Origin of the sequence: Vibrio sp. Vb2880, from assembly GCF_033337975.1 — a bacterium.
Classification (GTDB): domain Bacteria; phylum Pseudomonadota; class Gammaproteobacteria; order Enterobacterales; family Vibrionaceae; genus Vibrio; species Vibrio alginolyticus.
Genome location: NZ_JAWORT010000089.1, coordinates 1 through 575 on the forward strand (window position 1 = coordinate 1; position 575 = coordinate 575).

Consider the following 575-nt stretch of genomic DNA (forward strand, 5'->3'; position numbering starts at 1 on the left):
CTAACGCCCTGTTAAGGTGTGAGCAACGCAATACAAAAGCTGCCGCAAACCACCTTAAACACTAAAATCAACGCATAGTAAAAATGCCACGCGTTGTGAATCACTCTTAAACAGTTTGTTAGAATTACGTCTCACTGCGGATCTATCTATTTCGTACACCATCACCAAATTCAGTAAAGTCGCTGATTTGGCTTAACTTAAATCTGTGTTCAAGAACAAAGGTTGACCACTTCTCTTTAAATATTGGGACATCATCATCAAGCTCACTAACATTTTCTGTAGTGAGCATCTTTTTTGTCAGGTAATTAATACTAGTAACTACCTCCACTCTAGGACCTCGATTAGCCATTGCGTCATAACCGATTAACTCAAGATCTGAATCTTGGTAACGGAAGTTGTAACTCCACTGGTTCTCAAATCGACCATCTAAAAAATCAATATGTAAGTTTCCTTTTGTAATACTCATTAAGATTTCTTCAGCCCTTCCTTCTTCATCAACAGAAAAGAAGCAATTGTCATTTTCAACAACGACGTCGTACTCGTCGTTATTTCTTAAAGCAACAATAATTCCTCTT

General features: G+C 37.6%; 1 pseudogene. It reads right to left on the reverse strand.

Features of this window, described 5'->3' with window-relative positions:
* Positions 1-142 precede the first annotated feature (142 nt).
* Positions 143-575 (reverse strand): annotated as a pseudogene (locus R7M92_RS25060) (hypothetical protein); the annotation flags it as partial.